The organism is Guyparkeria hydrothermalis, from assembly GCF_023555375.1.
Taxonomy (GTDB): domain Bacteria; phylum Pseudomonadota; class Gammaproteobacteria; order Halothiobacillales; family Halothiobacillaceae; genus Guyparkeria; species Guyparkeria hydrothermalis.
Genome location: NZ_JAJSEE010000005.1, coordinates 160,968 through 177,991 on the forward strand (window position 1 = coordinate 160,968; position 17,024 = coordinate 177,991).

The window sequence follows — 17,024 nt, forward strand, 5'->3', positions numbered from 1 at the left end:
GGTTAGCCGTTGGGGTTACCAGGAGGCGCGCCAGGCAAGCCACCACTGGCGCACGGGACTGATTTCAACGCGGCCGCCGGTGAGTTCCGCGGGTGTTTCCTGCATCAGGCGCAGGTGCTCGAGGTCGACGGCGCGCAGAATGCGGAACAGACGCGGCGGTCGGCCACTCGCCGGCCAGTCGCTCAAGCCGGCGCGAATGCGGTCGAGTTCCTCGCGGAACAGGGCCTCGCGATCGGCCGGCGCCGGTTCGCGATAAAGGTCGGCCTCGTCCAGGCCGAAGCGATTCAGCGTGTCCTGTGGCAGGTAGACGCGGCCGATGCGCGCATGCCGCCCCAGCAGCCGCGCGCGGTCGAGCCGACCATGCCAGCGCCCCAGCCGTGCCGCGGCCTCGATCTGCTCGGCGGGCAGGGCCAGCAGGCGGCCGTACAGGGCGAACAGGCTGGCGTAGCGCGCGTCGAGAAAGGCCTCGAGGTCCGCCTCGCCGGCAAAGCCCTCGTATTCGAGCTCGATGCGCGCTGCCCCCAGACGCTCCTCCAGCCGGCCGACCAGCGGCGAGTCCTCGCGACGGGCCTCTTCGCCCAGGCCGACCTCGTCGAGCCCCGCGGCGAGCGACTGGATGACCGGGTGCTCGGCCCGCCCCTGGGTCATGCCCAGCAGCGCCTCGCGCCACCAATCGAGCTTGGCCATCGCGACCTGCGGTTCGCTGACCGTCTCCGGGATCTCGGCCAGCGAGACGTCCAGCGCGCGCAGGGCCGTCACCGCCCGCTGTCGGGCCGGGGATAGCTTGAGGCTGGCCAGCCGGAAGGCGCTGCCTACCGGACGGGCGAGTCGCTCGCATTCGGCGGCAGCCAGGTGGGGCTCGACCGAGGGGCGGGTGGATTCGGCGTTCATGGGCGCCGATTCTACCAGTTCCCTGCCTTCTGCCCGGGATCGCCCGGCGCGAACCGTCCCCCCGGATCGGCCAGCGATGGCCCCTCAAGAAATCGTCCCACTGACCGATAACCGATCAGGCGTCTATCCTGTTGCGCCATCCACTTCGAGCCAGGTGCCATCCAATCATGAGTCAGCCCAGCATCCTGCGTCGCCTGAAATGGTCCTTTGTCGGCATGGGCGTTGTCATGGGAGCGATCTTCCCGGTATTCGCGTCGTTCTTCGTCGAGTTCCGCGAGGGCATGCTGGGCTGGTTCGTGGTCGGTTGCCTGGGCGCCGGACTGACCGTGGGCTTCGTCAACTACGGGCTGGCCCACCTGATCCTGTTGCGCCGCATGGGCGCGCTGGCGCGTCTGGCCGGGGCCGTGCGCGACGGCAACCTCACCGAGAAATGCCAGATCGTCAGCCATGACTCGCTCGGCGAGATTGTCGCCAGCGTCAACGGCATGATCGACCAGCTGCATGCCCAGATGGGGAACCTCAACCGCAGCAGCGAATCGCTGTCCGCCGCCGCCGGCAGTCTGGATGAGAGCGTGTCCAGCGTGATGACCGCGCAGGGGCGGGTCCAGGCGCAGCGTGAGCGCACGCTCGGCGAGGCGCGCGAAGTGGCCGACGGCGGCGGGCGACTGGTCGAGGCAATCCTCGAGGCCGGTCACCAGGCCGGCGAGATGCAGTCGCGGGCCGAGCAGACCCGCCACGAGGTAGGCGAGAGCGTCGCCTCGATCAGCCGTTCGCAGCAACGCGTCGAGGAAACCGCGGCCCTGATCACGTCGCTGGTCGCTGCCCGCGACCGCATCAGCGGCATGACCGCGACCATCGATGCCGTGGCCGAGCAGACCAATCTCCTGGCCCTGAACGCCGCCATCGAGTCGGCCCGGGCGGGCGAGCATGGTCGCGGTTTTGCCGTGGTTGCCGACGAGGTGCGCAAGCTCGCCGGGCGCAGCGCCGAGGCGGCCCGCGAGATCGGCCTGGTGATGGAATCGCTGGGGCGTGACGTGACGGCCGCCGACGAGAAGATGCAGGAGGCCAGCCACTACTCCGCGGATGCCGAACGCTCCCTGCAGACCGCTTCCGGCGGGCTCTCCGAGATGCTCGGGGCGGTGGCCGACACGGTCAAGCTCACCGACGAGGCGGCCAGCCACGGCCAGCGTCACCAGGCGGCGATCGAGCGGCTCACCGAGGACCTGAATTCGCTGATCGAGGTGGTCGAGCGCAATGCCGAGACCATGCAGTCCGCGAACCAGGCGGTCGACTCGGTCAATCGCGAGGCCGAGCGCCTCGCCGGCCAGGTCGCCCGTTTCCGGCTCTAACCCGGGATCGGTCCGGTCCGGGTGCTTGTCACCCGACCGGCGTGGCGGCATGCTGCCGATTGAGCCGGCATGACGCGGCCGAGTGGCGTTCTGCCAAGGTGGCCGGTTGCCGATGCCGTTGGAGACCCCGAACCGATGATAGGCCCATGAATCGACGTGACGTGCTCAAGGCCGGTGGGGCGGGCTTGCTGCTGGGCGGGGCCGGCTTCCCGGCGATCGTGCGCGCCCTGGATCGCAAGCCGACCTTGCGGGTGATGGGAACGCACGTCACCCTCCAGGAGCCGATCCGCCGTCGCGCCGAGGCCGAGCTGGGATTCAACATCGAGTTCCACCCCGGCGGCAGCGCCGAGGTGCTGCAACGGGCGGCCACCGATCCGGGGTCGTTCGATCTCTACGAGCAGTGGTCGAACAGCATCCGGGTGCTCTGGCAGGCCAACGCCATCCAGTCGATTGACGTCGAGCGCCTGACGTACTGGGACGAGATCAACGATCTCCCCAAGACCGGCCGCATCACCCCGGATTCGCCCATCGGTCGGGGTGATGCGCCCCACAAGCTGTTGTTCGTCCAGGAGGATGGCCGGCTCGGCGCCACGCCCTCCGGCCGGCTCAGCTTCCTGCCCTACGTTCACAACGCCGACTCCTTCGGCTATGACACGCGCGCGATCGCGCCGGGCATTCCCTACGAGACCGAGAGTTGGGGGTGGTTGCTCGACCCGGCGCATCGCGGACGCGTGGCGGTTGTGAATGCGCCCAGTATCGGCTTGTTCGATCTCGCCCTCGCCGCCGAGGCGAACGGGTTGATGCGCTTTGGCGAGATCGGCCGGATGACCCGCGAGGAGATCGACGACCTGTTCGCGCTCCTGGTGGACTTCAAGCGCCGTGGGCATTTTCGCGGCGTGTGGTTTTCCGTGCCGCATTCGGTCGATCTGATGGCGCGTGGTGAGGTGGTGATCCAGAGCATGTTCTCGCCCGCTGCGGCCCAGCTGCAGGGCATGGGCATCCCTTGCCTCTACGCGGCGCCACGGGAAGGCTACCGCGCCTGGTTCGGCGTAATGTGCCTGTCCTCGGCCGTGGACAGCGAGCGCCAGGCGATGGCCTATGCCTTCATGAACTGGTGGCTGTCGGGCTGGCCGGGGGCATTCATTGCCCGACAGGGCTACTACATCGCCAACCCGCAGCGTTCGCGCCCCTTCATGACCCCGGCCGAGTGGGACTACTGGTACGCCGGCAAGCCGGCCGCCCACGCCTTGACCGGCGTTGACGGCCACCGGGTCGCCGCGGCGGGCGAGGTCCGTCGCGGCGGCAGTTACGAAACCCGTTTCGCCAACATCGCGGTGTGGAACACGGTCATGGATACCTACGAGTACACCCTGACCAAGTGGCAGGAATTCCTGCTCGCATGAGCCGTCGACGTTCGGCTCCGCGGCGTCGGCTCAAGGCGCGCATCTTCGGCAGCTTCGGCGCGATCGGGCTGGCCGGCTTTCTGATCAGCCTAGTACTCGCGCTGACGATCACCCGCATCTACGCCGACTTCCAGCGCCTGACCGACATCAGTGAACGGGTCGAGATGGGCGGCGAGGTCGCCCTGCAGATGGTCGAACTCCAGCGGCTGTCGGGCGAGTTCGTCCAGTCGGGGCGCTCGTTTCCCGCCGACCAGGCCGGGATCGTGTTCGAGCGTGCGCGCGGGCTGCTCGAGCAACTCGGCGAGGGGGCGAGCGAGGCGGTGAGCGACCGCGTCGAGCGGATGGAGGAATACCTTTACGGTTTCCGCGAGGCCTTCGTCGAGGTCAAGCGGCTCCACGACCGCCAGAGCTGGCTGATCGACCAGGGTATCGACTCGCAGGCCCGCCGCTACCAGGACCTGCTGGGCGCCTTTGAGGCCACGCTTCCTGCCAGTCGGGCAGAGACCATATCCGGCCTCGAGCGACTGCGCGGCGCGGCCCTGCGGATCGACAGCCTGACGCGCAACTACTTCGACTCGCTCGACAACGCGCGTATCCGCGAGGTCAATGTCGAGGTGCGCGAGTCCCGCCGGCGACTCGACCGGCTGGCCGAGTCGAGCGAGGACCCGGCGGATGGTGCGGTGTTTCGCGAGATGGGCAGTGCCCTGGATGACTATCAGGAGGCCATCCTCGACGCCGTGCAACTGACGCGCGGTTATCTCTACCTGGTCAACGTCGTCATGGCCGGCGAGACCTACGAGGTGCTCTACCAGTCCGACCAGCTTTCCGCGGGCTTGCACAAGGAGATGGAGCAGATCGAGGCGCAGACCGCCGAGACGATTCGCCAGGCCGTGTGGACGGTTCTCGTCGGTATCGCCCTGACCCTGGCCCTGATGGTGTTTCTGCCCTATCGGCTGGGGCGCAGCGTGGTCGCGCCGATCGAGACCCTCACGCAGACCTTCCGGCGGTTGTCTCGCGGTCAGGATGCCGCCGACCTTGACCTAACCGAGGCGGGTTACGAGTTTCACGAGCTGACCCGTGCGGCGCATGTCTTCCGGGAAAAGAACGAGGAAACCGAGCGCCTGCTGCGCGAATACCAGGAGCTCAACGAGGTGCTCGAGCAGCGCGTCGAGGAACGCACCGAGGCCTTGCAGGCGGCCAACGCCCAGCTGGAGACACTCTCGCGCACCGACGGCTTGACTGATCTCGCCAACCGGCGCGCGTTCGAGGAGGTGCTGGAACGGGAATGGGCCGTGGCCGTGCGCACCAAGATGGCCCTGAGCATGGTCATGCTCGATGTCGACCACTTCAAGCCGTTCAACGATCGTTACGGGCACCCGGCCGGCGACGAGTGCCTGCGGCGTATCGCCCGGGTGCTGGAGGGGCCGGTGCGGCGCAGCAACGACCTGGCGGCCCGTTACGGCGGCGAGGAATTCGTACTGATCCTGCAGGACAGCGACCGGGACGGCGCCTTGACGGTCGCCGAAGGGCTGCAGCGCGCCGTGCGCGAGCTGGCCATCCCGAACGCCGACTCCTCGGTGGGCGTGGTGACGGTCAGCGTCGGTGTCGCCACCCGGCTCCCGGATGACGCCGGGCAAACGCCTGCCGATCTGGTGCGACGCGCCGACGAGGCGCTCTACCTGGCCAAGCGCGAGGGGCGGGACCAGGTCCGCTTCATGCCGTGAGCCCTGGCGTTGGCCGATGGCGGCGCCGGGGGTCAGCCGCGGCCGGTGAGTACCCGCCAGAGGATGCGCAGCGAGGCCGTTCCCCACGCCACCGGCGAGCGCCGGGGCTCGTGATCGAACCATAGCGCCGGGTCGACCTGCCGTTCGCGCAGGATCTGCTCGACCCGGGCGATGGTCAGCCGATAACGCCAGCCGGCCAGCCACGGGCGACCCAGCGGGGCCGCTCCCTGCAGGATGCCCCGGATGCGCCCGGCGAAGCGTTCGTTGAAGCGCCGGAAGGCGAAGTCCACCTGCTGCTCCCGCCAGTGGGCATCGGTGACTCCCAGTTGCGCCAACTCGTTGGCCGGCAGGCGCATTGCCTGGCCGGCCTCGCGATCGGCCGCGGCGTCCAGCCACCCGTCGACCAGCAGCACCGCCGTGATCAGCCCGTCGACGCGGGCCTGGTCGGTCTCGGACAGACGTTCGAACGCGGACGGACGGAAGGCATCCAGGCGCTCGCGGTAGAAGGTGATCAGCTCGCCCATGTCGGTGGGCGTCTCGACCGGCGAGAGCGGTGCGTTGCGCAAGCGGGCCTCGACCGGCCAGGCGAGCAGCGAGGTGACGCGCGGAATCATTTGGCGTCCACCGTTTCGGTGTGCGTGGCGTCTTGGTCCGCCCGGCTCAACAGATGCGCGATGTCCTCGGGGTTATCGATCACGACCGTCGCCCCCCAGGACTCGATCGGCCGCTCGCCGTCGAGGTAGCCCCAGCGCCCGGCGACGGTGGGCATGTGGGCGGCATTGCCGGCGACGACGTCACGCTCGTGATCGCCGATGTACCAGATGGCATTGGGCGGCAGGCGCAGCTTGCCGGCCGCGAACAACAGCGGGTCCGGGTGGGGCTTGGCCCGGCGGAGGTCGTCACCGCAGACCACCACCGCCGGGGTGATCTCCAGCGCCTCGAGCAGGCGTCGTGTCAGCTCGCCGGGCTTGTTGGTCACCACGCCCCAGGGCAGGGCGCGTTGCTCGAGTGACTCGACCAGTGCCTCCAGGCCCGGAAACAGGCAGGTGTGTACCGCCAGGTCCTCGGCGTAGAGCGCGAGAAAGCGCTCGCGCAACCCCTCATAGCCCGAGTCGTCCGGCGTGATGCCCAGCCCGATCCCCAGCAGCCCGCGCGCCCCGTTGGAAACATGCGGGCGGATCGCCTCGAACGGCATGGGCTCGAGGCCCTGCTCGGCGCGCACGCGATTAAGCGCGGCGGCCATGTCGGGGGCGGTGTCGAGCAGGGTACCGTCGAGGTCGAATAGGATTGCCTTGGGGGCGGGCAGCATCAGGACTCCTTTAGGAAAATCTGCATGATTCGATGGCATCTCTGGCTCGCGGGTTTGTTCGCAATCAAGGCGCCGGCCCGAAGGCGGGCTTGTTGCCCGCCGAGGGGCGGCAACGCCGAGTGCGGGCAAACCCGCGAGCCCCGTCCGGGCGGGTCTCCAAGGGCCCATCTGCGGCGTTGCAGCCCTTGCAAAGGGCGACGGCCCTTCACGGCGGACTGCGCCTTGCATCTGGACCCTTGGAGTCCCGCAGAGACGTCATCGAATCATGCAGAGTTTCCTTTACGAACGCCATCAGGTAATTGACGTCGAGATCGCGGTCGTTGAGCGAGAACTCGCGGGTGAGCGGGTTGTAGACGATGCCGGTCGAGGCGATCGGCTTGAGCCCGGCGGCACGACCCATCCGGGCGAGTTCGCCGGGGCGAATGAACTGGCGGTGGTCGTGCGTGCCGCGTGGCACCATGTTCAGCAGGTACTCCGCGGCGACGATCCCCAGCAGCCACGACTTGGCGTTGCGGTTGAGCGTCGAGAGGAACACGTGCCCACCGGGGCGCACCGCCGTGGCCAGGGCCTCGATGATGCGAGCGGGGTCCTCGACGTGCTCGAGCATCTCCATGCAGGTGACCACGTCGTACGTGCCGGCGTGCTCGGGGGCGAAGCGGGTGACGTCGGCGACCCGGTAGTCGATCCCGAGTGTGTCCGGCGCATGGTCGCGGGCGACCGCAATGACGTCCTCGGCGAGATCCAGCGCGGTGACGGCAGCACCGCTGCGGGCCAGTGCCTCGGCCAGTATCCCGCCACCGCAGCCGACGTCGAGCACGCGGCTGTCGCCGGCGTCGCTGTGGGTCTCGATAAAGGCCATGCGCAACGGGTTGATCGCGTGCAGCGAGGCGAACGGGCCGTCGCTGTCCCACCACTGCTTTGCCAGCCGATTGAAGTGGGCCAGCTCGTCGGGCGAGGCGCTGGAGGCGTTGTCGGCAGTGTCGTGGGTCGGGGTCATCGCGGCGTGGCCAGGTAAGGGCGAATGGACGGTGAACGTGTCAGACGGCGGGCTTGGCCCGCCGGATCGGCTCGCGCCAAGTGTTTGCCCGCTCGATGATCGCCCGGCTGTCGAGCCCACGCAACTGCCCGTGGCGCAGCAGGGCGCGCCCGTCGACCCAGACATCGCTCACCTGGGCGCGCGAGGCGCTGTAGACCAGGGTCGAGACGGCATCGTAGACCGGCTGGGTCTCCGGGGCATCGAGATCGACCGCGACGAGGTCCGCCTGCTTGCCCGGCTCGATCGAGCCGATACGGTCGTCCAGGCCGAAGGCGCGCGCACTCCCCAGGGTTGCCATGTGCAGGGCCTGGTGGGCGCTGACCGCCGCGGCATCATTGGCCACAGGCTTGGCGATGAGCGCGGCGGTGCGCATCTCGTCGAGCATGTCGAGATCGTTGTTGCTGGCGGCCCCGTCCGTGCCCAGCCCGACGTTCACGCCGGCCTCGAGGAGCTTGGCCACCGGGCAGAAGCCGGAGGCGAGCTTGAGGTTCGATTGCGGCGAGTGCAGCACGTGGGTGCCGGTGACGGCCAGGCGGGCGATCTCCGCCTCAGTCAGCTGGGTCATGTGCACGGCGACCAGGCGTTCGTTGAGGAGCCCCAGCCGATCGAGGCGGGCCAGTGGCCGCTCGCCGGTGGCGGCGAGGGTCGACTTGACCTCGTGGGCGGTCTCGTGGACGTGCATGTGGACCGGCAGGTCGAGCTGGTCGCTCATGGTGCGCACCCGTTCGAGCGCCGCATCGCCGACCGTGTAGGGGGCGTGCGGGGCGAGCGTGAACTCGATGCGTGAATGATGGCGCCAGTCGTTGACCAGCTCGACGCCCTTGGCCAGTGCCTCCTCGGCGTTCGCCGACCAGGGATTGGGGTTGTCGATCACCACGATGCCGAAGATCCCGCGCAGGCCGGCGGCCTGCACGGCCTCGATCGCCGCCTCGGGGAAGAAGTACATGTCCGAGAGCGTGGTCGTGCCGCTGCGGATCATCTCGACGGCGGCGAGCATCGTGCCGTCGCGAACGAAGTCGTGACCCAGCATCTGTCCCTCGACCGGCCAGATGTGCTCCTCGAGCCAGGTCATCAGCGGCAGGTCGTCGGCCAGCCCGCGCATCAGGCTCATCGCCGCGTGGGTGTGGCCGTTGACCAGCCCGGGAATCAGGGCGTGGCTGGGCAGGTCGACCCAGTCGACGGGTTCCTCGGTTGCCCGCTGGCGCTCGCGGGCCTGCTCGCGGGTCAGGATGGCCTCGATGCGGCCATCGCGAATCCACACGGCGTGGTCTTCCAGCACCTCGTCGCGCGGGGCGACGGGGATCAGCCAGCGGGGGGCGAGAATCTGGTTGGGATGGTCGTTTGCCATGGAAATTGCAGTGGTCCGGTTGAGAAGGGCAATGGCGGCAAAAAGGCTTGCGGAAGCCTAGGGAAACTCTGCCCGAATGCCATGCCACTCTGGCTTGGCGAGTCGTTCGTGATCAAGGCGCGATGTCGCCGGCGTGCCGGTGGCCACGTCAAGACATCGTAACGCGGAGCACGTGCGACTCGCCAGGCCCCGCAGGGCGCGCCTTGAGCCGGGCATCTGCTGCGTTGCCGTCCTTGGAAAGGGAGTCACCCTTCCGCGGCGGACGGACGCCTTGCACCTGCCCGGCTCAAGTCGCGCAGAGCGGTATGGCATTCGTACAGAGTTTCCCTGGCATGCCGCGCCGTGCGGCCCTTTGTCGAAATCGATTCGATTCGTGATATGCTCCATGACTTGCCCCTCCGAACTCGCGCCAACTGTGTTGGCCAGGCATATCGTTGTTCGTCGAGGGGCACAAAACGCAATGGATTCAATGCGCTCGTCGTTCCGGGGAGCGCTTTTTTGGTTTTGTGTCGCCCGGAAATATCCGGGCGAAATCGGTTTTCGAGGAATGCCGTGAGCGACTTTCTGCTGCCCACCTACAATCGACAGCCCGTCCGTTTCGTCCGGGGCGAAGGCCCGTACCTCTGGGACGAGGCGGGCGTGCAATACCTCGACGCGGTCAGCGGAATTGCGGTGACCGGTCTGGGCCACGCCCACCCGGACATCGCCGAGGCGCTGTGCGACCAGGCCAAGACCCTGATCCACACCTCCAACCTCTACGGCATCCCGTGGCAGGAGCGTCTGGGCGAGCGGCTCGCCGCGATTTCCGGCATGGACAAGGTGTTCTTCGCCAACTCCGGTGCCGAGGCCAACGAGGCGGCGATCAAGCTTGCCCGCCTGCACGGTCGCCGCCGCGAGATCGACAACCCGAAGATCGCGGTGATGGAGCACAGCTTCCATGGCCGCACGCTCGCCGCGCTGGCCGCGACCGGTAACGCCGCCATCCAGAAGGGCTTCGAGCCATTGCTCGATGGCTTCGTGCGCGTGCCCTACGGCGACATCGAGGCGCTCGAGCGCGTCGCCTCGGACGAGACCATCGTCGCCGTGCTGCTCGAGCCGGTGCAGGGCGAGGGCGGTGTCCGCCCGGCGCCGACGGGCTATCTGGCCGCGGTGCGCGCGCTGTGCGACGACCACGACTGGCTGATGTTGGTCGACGAGGTACAGACCGGCATCGCGCGCACTGGACGCTGGTTCGGCTTCCAGCACGAGGCCGGGGTGCTGCCCGACGTGATGAGCCTGGCCAAGGGGCTGGGCAACGGCGTGCCGATCGGCGCCTGCCTGACGGCCGGCCGGGCCACCGACCTGTTCGGTCCGGGCAGCCACGGCTCGACCTTTGGCGGCAACCCGCTGGTCTGCCGCGCGGCGGCGACCGTGCTCGAGGTGATCGAACGCGACGGGCTGGTCACGCGGGCGGAGAAACTGGGCCGGTCGATCGCCGATCGTATCCGCGACGGTCTGACCGACCTGGCCGGCTGCCGCGAGGTGCGCGGTCGCGGACTGATGATCGGCATCGAACTGGATCGTCCGGCCGGCGAGCTGGTCGGCCGGGCGCTGGAGCAGGGCCTGCTGATCAACGTCACCGCCGGTTCCGTGGTGCGCCTGCTGCCGCCGTTGATCCTGAGCGAATCGCAGGCCGACCTGATCGCCGACCGGGTAATCGGTGTCATCCGCGACTGGTACGCGACCACCTGAGTTTCCGGGGCTGGTGCCGGGCGTTTGCCCGTGCGCTCCCCTCAACCGACAGAACCGATATCGCTATGTCCACACGTCACTTCCTGAGCCTGTTCGATCTCACCGCGGACGAGTACCGCGCCCTGTTCGAGCGCGCGGGGCAGCTGCAGGCCGCCCGTGAGCGCGGCGAGCGCCCCAACACGCTTGAGCGTCGCGTGCTGGGCATGATCTTCGAAAAGGCCTCGACCCGCACCCGGCTGTCGTTCGAGTCGGGCATGGCGCAGCTGGGCGGGTCGGCGATCTTCCTCTCGCCGCGCGACACCCAGCTGGGTCGCGGCGAGCCGGTCGAGGATTCGGCCCGCGTCATGTCGCGGATGGTCGATGCCATCATGATCCGCGCCAACGATCACGGCATGGTCGAGACCTTCGCCGCCAACAGCCGCGTGCCGGTGATCAACGCGCTCACCGACCGCAGTCATCCCTGCCAGTTGCTGGCCGATATCTACACCTACCAGCGCCACCGCGGCTCGATCGCCGGCAAGCGCGTTGCCTGGGTGGGCGACGGCTTCAACATGTGCCATTCCTACATCAACGCCGCGCGCACCTTCGACTTCGACCTGGTCGTCGCCGCCCCGCGCGGCTACGAGCCCGACCCGGACGTGGTCGCCGCGGCCGAGGACCGCGTCGAGCTGGTCGGTACGGCGGCCGAGGCGGTCGAGGGCGCCGATCTGGTGGTCACCGACGTCTGGGCCTCGATGGGCCAGGAGGAGGAGCGCCTGCGCCGCCTGCGCGACTTCCACGACTACCAGATCAACGACGAGCTGATGGGCCGCGCCAAGGATGACGCGCTGTTCATGCACTGCCTGCCGGCCCACCGCGGCGAGGAAGTCACCGCCGGCGTGATCGACGGCCCGCAGAGCGTGGTCTGGGACGAGGCCGAGGCACGCATGTTCACCCAGCAGGCGCTGGTCGAGTTCCTGATGCTGGGGGAGTTTCCCTAAGTCACCGCGAGCCCGGGCCGTCCGCTGATTGGTTGCCATTGACGAGGGATTGCCATGAGTCTGCCTGCGGACCTGCTGCCGGCCGTGCTGGACGCCCTGCCGGACCCGCTGTTCATCCTGTCGGAATCGGGCCGCTACCTGGCGGTCTACGGCGGCAATGACCCAGGCTACTACCACGACGGTCGAACGCTCGTCGGGCAAACCGTCGAGGATCTGCTGCCCGCCGACAAGGCGAGCCAGGTCTTGGATCAGATCCGCCAATCGCTCAGCGAAAACCGCCTGCTCAAGGTCGAATACCCGCTCGCCGCCCATGAGGTGAAGGGTCTCGAGTCGGCCGACGGTCCGCGCGAGATGCTCTGGTTCGAAGGGCACATCCAGCCGCTCGCCGAACCGATCAATGGCGAGCGGGCCGTGGTCTGGGTGGCGCGCAACATCACCCCGCGGCGGGACCTCGAGGAAAAGCTGCGGCGGGCGAGCGTGATCGATCCGCTGACCGGGGTGTTCAATCGCCGCAAGCTCCTCGAGGTGCTGGCCGAGCGGTTCGGTGAGCACCGCCGTTACGGCGAGCCCTGTGCCGTGGTGATGATCGACGTCGATCACTTCAAGCGCGTCAACGATCAGTACGGCCATTCCGTCGGCGACGAGGTGCTGATCGCCATCGCCGAGATCGGCCGGGGCATGCTGCGCGAAAACGACCTGCTGTCGCGCTTCGGCGGCGAGGAGTTCGTGCTGGTCCTGCCGCAGACGGATCTGGATGACGCCCGCCAGGTCGCCGAACGGTTCCGTCGTGCGGTGATCGAGGGGCTGGCGACCCATTTCCCGGATATCCCCCCGGTGACCATCAGCCAGGGCGTGGCCGCCATGCGCGAGGGGGACACCAGCCACGAAGGCGCCCTGCATCGAGCCGACCAGGCCCTCTACGAGGCAAAACGCCAGGGCCGTAACCGCATTGTCTGACGACCGGGGAGTGGCTAGATGGCCTGCCCCTATGCCCACTCTGCGTTATCCTCGGCGTCAAGACTTGCATGGAGCGCCATCGTGAACGATCCCTCGACGCCAACCCCTCCCGGCACCTGCCAACCGACGGGCGCGGCCCGCATGCTGGTGCAGGGGCTGCGTGACGCCGTGCCCTACATCCGCGAGCACGAGGATCACGTCTTCGTGCTCGCCTTCGGCGGCGAGGCGCTCGACGAGCCGGCCAGTTTCGAGCGGCTGATCCGCGACATCGTGCTGATCGCCGACCTCGGCGTGCGCCTGGTGCTGGTGCCCGGCGCCCGCCCGCAGATCAATCGCCGTTTTCAGGCGGCGGGCTTCGAGGAGCGGTTCCACGGTGGCCTGCGCGTGACCGAGCCCGAGATGATCGATCCGCTCACCGAGGCGGTCGGCGCGGTGCAGTTCGACGTGATTTCCTGGCTCTCGGCGCGCCTGAGCCTGGCCTCGGGCTCGGGGCTGGCCCAGCGGGTGCTGACCGGCAATTTCGTCACCGCGCGGCCCATGGGCGTGATCGACGGGGTCGATCTCGGCCATACCGGGGCGGTACGCCGGGTGGACGTCGACGGCGTGCGCGACGCGCTCGGCGACGGCTCGATCGTGGTCCAGTCGAACATCGGCTACTCGCCCACCGGCGAGCTGTTCAACCTGCGCGCCGAGGACGTCGCCGAGAGCATGGCCGTCGCCCTGGGGGCCGACAAGCTGATCTTTCTCACCGACCCGCTCGACGACCTGCCCACCGCGATGAGCCTTTCCGAGGTCGAAGGCCTGCTCGACCGGGAAGGCGACAAGCTGTCGACCGAGTTCCAGCTGCACCTGCACAGCGCCGTGCGCGCCTGCTCGAAGGGCGTGGATCGCATCCACTTGGTCGATCGCGAGGTCGACGGGGCGCTGTTGGTGGAGCTCTACACCCGCGACGGCTGCGGCACGCTGATCACCAGCGAGCCCTACGAGCGCATCCGCCCGGCGACGCTGGACGACATCGGCGGGATTCTCGCGCTGATCGAGCCGATGGAGCAGGCCGGCGTGCTGGTGCGCCGCTCGCGCGAGCAGCTGGAGCTCGAGACCGATCGCTTCGTCGTGATCGACCGCGACGGCGACATCATCGCCTGCGCCGCGCTCTACCCCTTCCCCGAGGACGGTACCGCCGAACTGGCCGCCCTGGTGGTGCACCCCTCCTACCAGGGCGGCGGTCGGGCGGCGCGCCTGCTTGGCTTCATGGAAAGTCGGGCGCGTTCGCTGGGCCTGAAATCCCTGTTTCTGCTGTCGACCCAGACCATGGCCTTCTTCCGCGAGCGGGGCTATGCCGACGAAAGCCTGGACCGGTTGCCCGCCGAACGCCGCGCGCTCTACAACCTCAAGCGCAATTCGCGGATCTTCCGCAAGTGGCTATAGGACAACTCGCTGTAGCCTCGCTGCCGGTGGTCGCCTGTCGCCCCGAGGTGGATGGGGCTGCGGCCGGGCGCCTGCAGGCGTTTGTCGCGACCCGGGGGCTCGACTGGGTGGAGGCGCCCGGCGACTCGCCGGCCCGCTTCACGCTCGCCATCGATCAGGGCCGCATCGGCCTGATTCCCCCCCGCGACCATCCCGACCTGGGTTCGCACCCGCTGGTGATCGATTTTGCCGCCGACCCACGGTTTGCCCGGCCTTTGGCGCGCAAGGATGCCCTGGCGCGGGCGACCGGCTGGAAGGGCGGCTATCGGCCGCCGGTGGTGGATTTGACCACCGGGCTGGGGCGGGATGCCTGGGCGTTGGCGAGCGGCGGTTGCGAGGTGACGGCCGTCGAGCGCCACCCGGTGGTCTGGCTGCTGCTCACCGATGCGATCGAGCGAGCGGCGGAGGATCCGGCGCTGGCAGCGATCGCCGCACGGATCGAACCGGTGTTCGGCGATGTGCTGGGCGCCGAACCGCCGGCGCTTCACGCTAGTGAGGAGACGGTCTGGTACCTCGACCCGATGTTCCCGGAGCGCAAGAAATCGGCGCTGGTGAAAAAGCCCATGCGTATCTTCCACCAGCTGGTGGGCGAGGACCCGGACGCCGCGGCCCTGTTTGCCTGGGCCCGAACCCAGCCCGGTGCCCGCTGGGTGGTCAAGCGCCCGCCGGGCGCCCCCACCATCGATGCGACCACCCCGGACATCGACTATCGCTCCGGGCGACTGCGCTTCGACGTCTACCTGGGTTGATCAGGCCCGGGGCGACTCCCGGAAGAGTCAGGCCTCGGTGCCGGTTGCCGGGCTGTCGAGGTTGAGCGTCAGGTGCTCGTCGGGGATGCGATCGGCGCCCCAGGTGCGGTGCACCATCGCGATCACGCGGTCGAGCGATTCCTGCGGTACCGAGGCGAGTTCGCCGTGCTCGAGCGGGTCGTAGTGGAAGATGTACAGACGCGAGGCGAATTCCTCGAACGGCAGGGAGGACTCGCCGAAGCGCTCGCCGCAGCCGGCCGTGCTCACCTCGACGCCATCCCCCCAGTTCTGGCCGCTGTCGTTGTTGGGGTTGTAGAAATACGCCCGCATGACGTCCTGCGGGTCGAGTGACACCCGCAACAGGGTGATCGCGTGCCAGCCGATGAAGCGCGCGGCGCTGTCGGTCGCGGCGATGCCGATCGGCTGCGGGTGGATCAGCGGCTGGTTGCCGTTGAAGTAGGGGTGGTAGCTCGCGTAGAAGTGCCGCAGGAAGTCCTCCAGCGACTCGAGCTTGCCGGTGGCGACGTCCACGTTGATGCGAAAGCCGCGCCCGGACCACCAACCGTGGAACTCCGGGTTGATCCAGCGGTGCGGGTCGCCCTCCCGACCGATGCAGCGACGCCCCATCTCGGCGTAGATGCGGTCCAGGTGCGGTACGACCAGCAGGGACACCGGATCGAGGTCGATCGGCAGGGTGGTGGCGACGCCGCTGAGCGAGGCCATCGAGGAGATCGGCTGGCCCTCGAAGTGGATGATGATCTCGTCGTCGCGCGCCGCCCAGGCCACCATTTGCAGCAGGTAGTCGGGGTCGTTGTAGGCCCACATCGACAGGGCGCGGGCCGACTGGCAGGTGGGGTTGTTGCCCTGGCCCACGCCCAGCGGCTGGCCCAGCATGCAGAGCACCCCTTCCAGCAGGCGGGTCCGTGGCGGCACGGTCTCGCCGAAGGCGATCGCCAGGCGCTCGCGTGACCAGGCCGACAGTGGCAGGCTCAGCTGGCGCCAGAGGGCCGGGGCCACCGGTGGCTGGTAGAGGATGCCGCGCTCGAGCATCAGGGCCATCCCGTAGATGGCCTGGGCCGTCTCCGCGAACACCGCCTGGTCGATCAGCGCGTGCACCAGCTCGCTGTAGCACAGCAGGCAGTCCCGGCCGGTCGACGACAGCCCCATGGCCTCGGACAGCAGGTGATCGCCGTGATCGGCCAGATGGCGGAGCAGCACGGCGTGGTAGGGCGAGACCAGCCCGGTATCGTGCATGGCCCGCGCGAACCCGGTCGCCTCGTTCTGCAGGGCCACGCCGTCCATGCGTTCCAGCCGGTCGCGGTAGATCTCGACACCGGGGTCCTCGCGGCAGGCCTGGGTGGGGCCGAACAGGCTGCTGACCAGGCGGTCGGCACCCTGGCCGCTGCTGCCGAGGTCGATGTCGGGGTTGGCCTGGCAGATCGCGATCTGCGTGATCATCTGCTTGACCGGCTCGGTCTGGATCGGCCGTTGCTGCAGGATCCGCCAGATCTCCTCGATCAACTGGTCGACGATGTGCTCGTAGCCGATCCGCTCAGCCAGGTGGCCGAGCAGGGCGCGAGCGAGCTGGGCGAGCCGTCCCTGGCTCTCGCGCTCGGCCTCGCTGGGCGGCATGAACAGCCGTTGCAGGTTAATCGCCAGCACCTGGGTGAGGTGATGGTGGGCGTTCTCCGCCGAGAGCGTGGGATGGAGGTAGGCGCCCCGGGCTACCGCGAGGATGCGCAGGTCACTGAGGGCCTCGATCACCACGGTATCCGCATCATGGCTACCCAGCGCATGCGCGGAGAGCGACGGGATCAGGATCTCGGGCCAGGCCCAGTCCGAGCCGGTGAAGGTGCCGGCGGCCTCGATGGCCTGGGCACGTGCCTCGATGGCCGCCGGGCCGCCTTCCTGCAGCAGCACCCGCTTGGCCCCGTCCAACACCCGACGGAGCCGCGTGGGCTTGGAGAAATCGGGCGCGGAGTCGAGGGCTTCGATCGCCTCGTCGAGTCGTTGCAGAAGGCCGGGCAGGAGGGCCCCGGGCGCTTGGTCGTCGACGTCGCTGGTCACGTGGGAACCTCAT

Annotated in this window: 14 protein-coding genes; 8 read left to right on the plus strand and 6 right to left on the minus strand. The window is 68.6% G+C overall.

What is annotated here, in order from left to right; translation table 11 throughout:
- Positions 1 to 15: 15 nt before the first annotated feature.
- Positions 16 to 891 (minus strand): phytoene/squalene synthase family protein, encoded by an 876-nt coding sequence (locus LV475_RS08370; RefSeq protein ID WP_136866574.1) that lies wholly within the window; start codon positions 889 to 891, stop codon positions 16 to 18.
- 167 nt (positions 892 to 1,058) lie between these two features.
- Here LV475_RS08370 and LV475_RS08375 point away from each other — a divergent pair, with 167 nt between their 5' ends.
- The 3 genes from LV475_RS08375 (at position 1,059) to LV475_RS08385 (ending at position 5,367) form a co-directional block, all read left to right on the plus strand.
- Complete coding sequence (locus LV475_RS08375) at positions 1,059 to 2,240, plus strand: methyl-accepting chemotaxis protein (protein ID WP_136866573.1); 1,182 nt, start codon at positions 1,059 to 1,061, stop codon at positions 2,238 to 2,240.
- A 146-nt stretch (positions 2,241 to 2,386) separates the two neighbouring features.
- The gene (locus LV475_RS08380) at positions 2,387 to 3,643 is read left to right on the plus strand and encodes an ABC transporter substrate-binding protein (protein WP_136866572.1); all 1,257 of its coding nucleotides are present in this window, start codon (positions 2,387 to 2,389) and stop codon (positions 3,641 to 3,643) included.
- Positions 3,640 to 5,367 (plus strand): GGDEF domain-containing protein, encoded by a 1,728-nt coding sequence (locus LV475_RS08385; protein ID WP_136866571.1) that lies wholly within the window; start codon positions 3,640 to 3,642, stop codon positions 5,365 to 5,367. Before LV475_RS08380 ends, LV475_RS08385 begins: the two co-directional genes overlap by 4 nt.
- Before the next feature lie 32 nt (positions 5,368 to 5,399).
- Here the strand turns inward: LV475_RS08385 and LV475_RS08390 are convergent, their stop codons facing one another.
- The 4 genes from LV475_RS08390 to LV475_RS08405 form a co-directional block, all read right to left on the minus strand.
- Entirely contained in the window at positions 5,400 to 5,981 is a 582-nt protein-coding gene (locus LV475_RS08390) for a hypothetical protein (protein WP_136866570.1), read from the minus strand.
- The gene (locus tag LV475_RS08395) at positions 5,978 to 6,676 is read right to left on the minus strand and encodes an HAD-IA family hydrolase (RefSeq protein ID WP_136866569.1); all 699 of its coding nucleotides are present in this window, start codon (positions 6,674 to 6,676) and stop codon (positions 5,978 to 5,980) included. The genes LV475_RS08390 and LV475_RS08395 overlap by 4 nt, the downstream gene beginning before the upstream one ends.
- 205 nt (positions 6,677 to 6,881) lie before the next feature.
- The gene (gene ubiG / locus LV475_RS08400) at positions 6,882 to 7,673 is read right to left on the minus strand and encodes a bifunctional 2-polyprenyl-6-hydroxyphenol methylase/3-demethylubiquinol 3-O-methyltransferase UbiG (RefSeq protein WP_136866568.1); all 792 of its coding nucleotides are present in this window, start codon (positions 7,671 to 7,673) and stop codon (positions 6,882 to 6,884) included.
- A 40-nt stretch (positions 7,674 to 7,713) separates the two neighbouring features.
- Complete coding sequence (locus LV475_RS08405; RefSeq protein WP_136866567.1) at positions 7,714 to 9,060, minus strand: TRZ/ATZ family hydrolase; 1,347 nt, start codon at positions 9,058 to 9,060, stop codon at positions 7,714 to 7,716.
- A gap of 552 nt (positions 9,061 to 9,612) precedes the next feature.
- Between LV475_RS08405 and LV475_RS08410 the strand changes: the two genes are divergently transcribed.
- The 5 genes from LV475_RS08410 to LV475_RS08430 all read left to right on the plus strand — a co-directional run bounded on the left by LV475_RS08410 (position 9,613) and on the right by LV475_RS08430 (position 14,944).
- Entirely contained in the window at positions 9,613 to 10,791 is a 1,179-nt protein-coding gene (locus LV475_RS08410; RefSeq protein WP_156573298.1) for an acetylornithine transaminase, read from the plus strand.
- A gap of 65 nt (positions 10,792 to 10,856) precedes the next feature.
- The gene (gene argF, locus LV475_RS08415; protein ID WP_156573299.1) at positions 10,857 to 11,771 is read left to right on the plus strand and encodes an ornithine carbamoyltransferase; all 915 of its coding nucleotides are present in this window, start codon (positions 10,857 to 10,859) and stop codon (positions 11,769 to 11,771) included.
- A 54-nt stretch (positions 11,772 to 11,825) separates the two neighbouring features.
- Positions 11,826 to 12,728 carry a sensor domain-containing diguanylate cyclase gene (locus tag LV475_RS08420; RefSeq protein WP_250106125.1) on the plus strand — a complete coding sequence of 301 codons (903 nt, stop codon included), beginning with the start codon at positions 11,826 to 11,828 and terminating at the stop codon, positions 12,726 to 12,728.
- 81 nt (positions 12,729 to 12,809) lie between these two features.
- Positions 12,810 to 14,156: an amino-acid N-acetyltransferase gene (gene argA / locus LV475_RS08425; protein ID WP_250106126.1), complete on the plus strand. Its 1,347-nt coding sequence runs from the start codon at positions 12,810 to 12,812 to the stop codon at positions 14,154 to 14,156.
- Complete coding sequence (locus LV475_RS08430; RefSeq protein WP_250106127.1) at positions 14,147 to 14,944, plus strand: class I SAM-dependent methyltransferase; 798 nt, start codon at positions 14,147 to 14,149, stop codon at positions 14,942 to 14,944. The genes argA and LV475_RS08430 overlap by 10 nt, the downstream gene beginning before the upstream one ends.
- Positions 14,945 to 14,971: 27 nt before the next feature.
- Here the strand turns inward: LV475_RS08430 and LV475_RS08435 are convergent, their stop codons facing one another.
- Positions 14,972 to 17,011: a hypothetical protein gene (locus LV475_RS08435; protein ID WP_250106128.1), complete on the minus strand. Its 2,040-nt coding sequence runs from the start codon at positions 17,009 to 17,011 to the stop codon at positions 14,972 to 14,974.
- Positions 17,012 to 17,024: the final 13 nt, after the last annotated feature.

What these genes read in the sequence shown, in the direction of transcription:
- LV475_RS08420 (WP_250106125.1), top strand. Translation starts at nt 11,826, where the DNA reads ATGAGTCTGCCTGCGGACCTGCTGCCGGCCGTGCTGGACGCCCTGCCG.
- ubiG (WP_136866568.1), bottom strand. Translation starts at nt 7,673, where the DNA reads ATGACCCCGACCCACGACACTGCCGACAACGCCTCCAGCGCCTCGCCC.
- LV475_RS08370 (WP_136866574.1), bottom strand. Translation starts at nt 891, where the DNA reads ATGAACGCCGAATCCACCCGCCCCTCGGTCGAGCCCCACCTGGCTGCC.
- LV475_RS08405 (WP_136866567.1), bottom strand. Translation starts at nt 9,060, where the DNA reads ATGGCAAACGACCATCCCAACCAGATTCTCGCCCCCCGCTGGCTGATC.
- LV475_RS08380 (WP_136866572.1), top strand. Translation starts at nt 2,387, where the DNA reads ATGAATCGACGTGACGTGCTCAAGGCCGGTGGGGCGGGCTTGCTGCTG.
- LV475_RS08395 (WP_136866569.1), bottom strand. Translation starts at nt 6,676, where the DNA reads ATGCTGCCCGCCCCCAAGGCAATCCTATTCGACCTCGACGGTACCCTG.
- LV475_RS08375 (WP_136866573.1), top strand. Translation starts at nt 1,059, where the DNA reads ATGAGTCAGCCCAGCATCCTGCGTCGCCTGAAATGGTCCTTTGTCGGC.
- LV475_RS08390 (WP_136866570.1), bottom strand. Translation starts at nt 5,981, where the DNA reads ATGATTCCGCGCGTCACCTCGCTGCTCGCCTGGCCGGTCGAGGCCCGC.
- LV475_RS08385 (WP_136866571.1), top strand. Translation starts at nt 3,640, where the DNA reads ATGAGCCGTCGACGTTCGGCTCCGCGGCGTCGGCTCAAGGCGCGCATC.
- argF (WP_156573299.1), top strand. Translation starts at nt 10,857, where the DNA reads ATGTCCACACGTCACTTCCTGAGCCTGTTCGATCTCACCGCGGACGAG.